This is a genomic window from Cytophagia bacterium CHB2 (assembly GCA_030263535.1).
Taxonomy (GTDB): Bacteria; Zhuqueibacterota; Zhuqueibacteria; order Zhuqueibacterales; family Zhuqueibacteraceae; genus Coneutiohabitans.
In genome coordinates, this window is the sequence record SZPB01000465.1 from 1 (window position 1) to 4170 (window position 4170).

Consider the following 4170-nt stretch of genomic DNA (forward strand, 5'->3'; position numbering starts at 1 on the left):
TCTTCGGTGGAACAATTTTCCAATACCGAAGCGGACGATCATATCAACATGCTCGTCCACAATGAAGAAATTTTCATGACCGTCAAAACCTCCGGCGGCGGCAGCAGCGCAGCCAAAAACGGATTGCTTCATCGCGCAACCGACGGAACCTGGACGGCCTACACCATCAATCTCGAGAATGGCTGGACCCGCCCAGTGGGAGCTATCGATGCGACAAATGGAGTTTATTATGCGATCGGCACGCGCGAGGGCTCCCATCAAATCGGGGAAATGAAAAGCGTGTCTCTTGGAGATTATGGCGCGCTGGCCAGCGCCGTGCGCGACACCATTTTCGATAACGGTTTCGATGATTTCTTTGATTCTTCCGCTCCTGCGCATGTAGTTACGGGCGCATCGGATCTGATTTTATTGGCAAACAACACAACGCGGGATCAAACGTGGGCGCAATTCATCCATTTGCCTGGCGCGGCGTTGGCGAAACCGATCACTCTTCGCGAGGAAGAACGCCAAGTGGCGCAAACCGCGGAACATCTGAACGAGCAGGATGTGATTGTCGCTTACCCCAACCCGTTTAATCCGCAGACACAAATTCGCTTCCGGCTCAAAGATGCGGCTGCTGTGAAGCTGCAGATCTTCAACGTTAACGGCCAACTGGTCAAGACGTTGGTCAACGGTAAGCTGGCAGCGGGCGTGCATGAACGCCGCTGGAATGCTCGCAATCATAACGGTATCGCGGTTGCCAGCGGAACTTATCTCTATCGACTGCAAATCGACGGACAGGCTATTACCGGGCGTTTGCATTATATCAAGTAAGGCAATCCGGAAAGCCATCGCCGTTGTTGCGCTTGATCGCGTCACACACAACTCCGCAAATATTGAAGTCACTGAAACGCCGATTGTTCGAGTCTACTCGAAAGATCGGCGTTTTGTTTTTAAGTTTTCAAAGCGTCAGGCTTGCCGCTCATTTTCTTCTTAGCGCTGTTTTTCCGCAGTTACTAATATCTGGGGTACTATTAGCGCATTGTTAGCTTATCTTCGTTGCGCTTTCCAGAGTTTCACCTTCAATCGAGGGTGCCCACGGACGGACCTCACCTGAAGCGACATCAGTGATTTGAATAATCCAATGATGTGTATTAAAAGGAGTTCTAATATGGTTCATGCGTTGAAACGGTTTCAGCGGCACACTGGTTTAGCAATAGCTTTGGTGGTTTCTTGCCTGTGGAACGTAACTGGCGTCTCGGCGCAGCCCGGCGCCCTTATGCACGTCAACACGATGGCCAATTCCTCCAAATCAAATCAAAGCAAAGTGTTTTATCATGATTCCAAATGGTGGGCGATTGCGCTCGATGCGACCAACAAGCGCTGGTACATCTGGCGTTATGACGGCAATGGCGTTTGGGCCAGAAATAAAGCGTTGGATAAAAGCACGCAAAATCGTTATGACGCGCTTTTGCATGAAGCCACCGGCAAGCTGTCACTCGTGCGCTCACATACCAATGCCACACGGTTTTGGAGTTTAACTTACAATCCCGCCGGCACGTGGAATACGAGTTTTACCGTGGATATTCCTCTCTTCGGCAATATTGACAACAATCACCCGCTCACTCTGGCGCAAGCTTCCGACGGCGACTTTTGGGTGTTTCGCATCGCCAGCGGAAAACTCGAGGCCAAAAAATCGAGCGACGGCGGGTTAAGCTGGTCTCTCACGCCGATTACGATAAAAAGCACATTGAACCAGCCAAGAGGCGTAGTCGATGCGGTGGCCTTTTCACAGAGCGGCAACAACTATGTTGGCGTGTCTTATGGTGAAGAAGGGGTTACCGGATCAACCAGCAGGTTTGGCTTCCTATACCATCTCGATGGCGATCCCGACAGCGTGTGGACCGATGAATCCAGTCTCATCACCTACCAGGGTTCAGAGCAGGCGAACAATCAACTCAGCATGACGGTTGATGCGAACAACAATATCTATCTATTGACCAGAACGTTTGGCGGCGGCACTGGCGTTCCCCGCAATACGTTGTACAAGCGCACCAATACTGGCGCATGGCAACGGCGTCCTGTCATTCATAGCCCGGCGGCCGGCTGGACGTCGCCGGCCATAGCGATTGATACATCTACGACATCTCTTATTCTATCCGGCATCCGCCAGGATAGCAGTTTTGCCGAATACAAAATCGTGGCAATCGGCTCGGAAGCGACAGCCAGCAGCGTCGCCTCCACCAAATTGCTTTTTGCGGCCGGCAACGCGTTTCAAAACCTGACCGTGCCGCGCCAATACGTCAACGGCGTTGTTGGGATGATGGTATGCGCCGCCAACAGCACGACAAACGATATGTGGTTTAATCTATTCCAGACCGTGGTTGCGCCGCCGGTGGTGATAGATTCCGTCACAATCGAATCGAACCAGGTGAATGCGCAGGCGCGCTACACGATTCCCATCATCACAGATACTTTGACGGGCAGCCTGGCTGCGGGCGCGGGAACGATTTCTTTGCGTTTCCCCAACAATACCTCTGTGCCGTCCTCTCTCACATCCTCACTCGTGACGGTTAACGGCACGCCCGCGAGCACAGTAACCACGAATGCCACTTTGCGTGAAATGTACATCACTACTCCGATTGCGCTAATTGGCGGTGACACAGCCGTCGTGGTCGTTGATTCTCTGGCCGGCGTCATCAACAAAACAAGCTTCGGAGTCGATTCGCTGCAAGCGTGGACAAGCGCGCAACTCACGCCGGGATTTTCGCCGGGCTATACTCTTGTGCGAACCACAACGACAGTTACTGCCGCCAAAGTGACGCCGTTACCAACGGATCCGGATTCCATATCAAGCTATACCATCGGCTTCCATCTTGGCAGCCGCGGCCGCATGCTAGCCGGACTTGACACGTTCCGCGTGCGCTTTCCCGCAGCGACGGGCATGGCACACGGCGTCTTGAGCCAGGTTCGTGTCAACACGGAGCTTGCAACGGCCACGGCCGATAGCGCCAAGCGCACGATCAGCATCGTCATGCCCGGCGCTGTAACAACCGCAAATAACGACTCCATTACGCTTTTCATTCCGGAAACGGCATTGCGCAATCCAGATACGTTGGGAAGCTACACTTTATTTGTTTCCACCAGTGTTGAAACGACGCAGGTCGCTTCGTTGCCATACGCCATCGAGCCGTATAGCTTGATTGGCGCGCCAGTCGTCGGCACAACCGACAATTTCAATCATCAGAATCAAAGCAAGCTTTTTCATCACGGCGGCTTTTGGTGGATGGCAGCGCAATCCAAAATCGACAAAGATTGGCATCTGTGGAAATTCGACGGTTTCAACTGGACGCCCACGCTGGTCATCAGCAATTCGGCCAAGCCCCGGCCGGATATTGCACTCAACGCTGCCACGAATAAAGCGTATATCCTCCTGCCCGGCACGGGCACGGTCCAACTCTTGCGCTTAAGTTTCAGCAGCGGCGCCTGGAGCATTGACAGCGGCTATCCCAAAGCCGTCAACTCGGTGCAAACCGATGAAATGGTTTTGGTGCTAGGACTGAGCGGCAGACTATGGGTTTTTTGGGCAAACGATTCAACGCTCTATGGCCAGCGTTCCAATAATGACGGCGCGGTATGGTCCTCGCCCTTCGTGGTCAAAAGCAACTTGAATGACGGGGCAGCATTAACCGACGCCGTGCCTTTCAAAATCGGCGGAACCAACGTGATCGGCCTTGGCTACGCAGAAAACAGCAGCAACAACAACGTGATTTACGGATTTCTGCGCCACAAAGAAAATGATCCCGACACGCTTTGGATAGACGAGACTTCCGCGCTGCCACAGCCCGTCGGCACTTCTGCGGACAATCACATTTGCATGGCAACTCACAATAATGAAATCTTCATGGTGATAAAGACCAAAGGCGGCGGCGGCGCCACGACGACGCAAAATGCGCTGTATCACCGCACCAGTGGAGGCGCCTGGTCGATTTATGACATCAATCAAGATCACGGCTGGACCCGGCCGGTTGTCGCTCTGGATATCACCAATAATGTGCTTTATGTATACGGCACGCGTGAAGGCGGCTCGCAAATCGGCGAGATGAAGCGCGTCAACTTTGGCGATTATGGCTCATTGCTGGCCACGCCGATTGACACAAGCTTTTACAGCGATACCGATCTTTTCTTTGA

Annotated in this window: 2 protein-coding genes; both read left to right on the forward strand. The window is 53.0% G+C overall.

All coding sequences use genetic code 11. The annotated features are described in order from the left end of the window. Window positions 1-813: T9SS type A sorting domain-containing protein (locus tag FBQ85_27295; protein MDL1878838.1), on the forward strand; the 813-nt coding region annotated here is incomplete at its 5' end. Window positions 814-1150: 337 nt separating this feature from the next. Continuing rightward, the coding region (locus FBQ85_27300; GenBank protein ID MDL1878839.1) for a hypothetical protein at window positions 1151-4170 on the forward strand (3020 nt) is incomplete at its 3' end.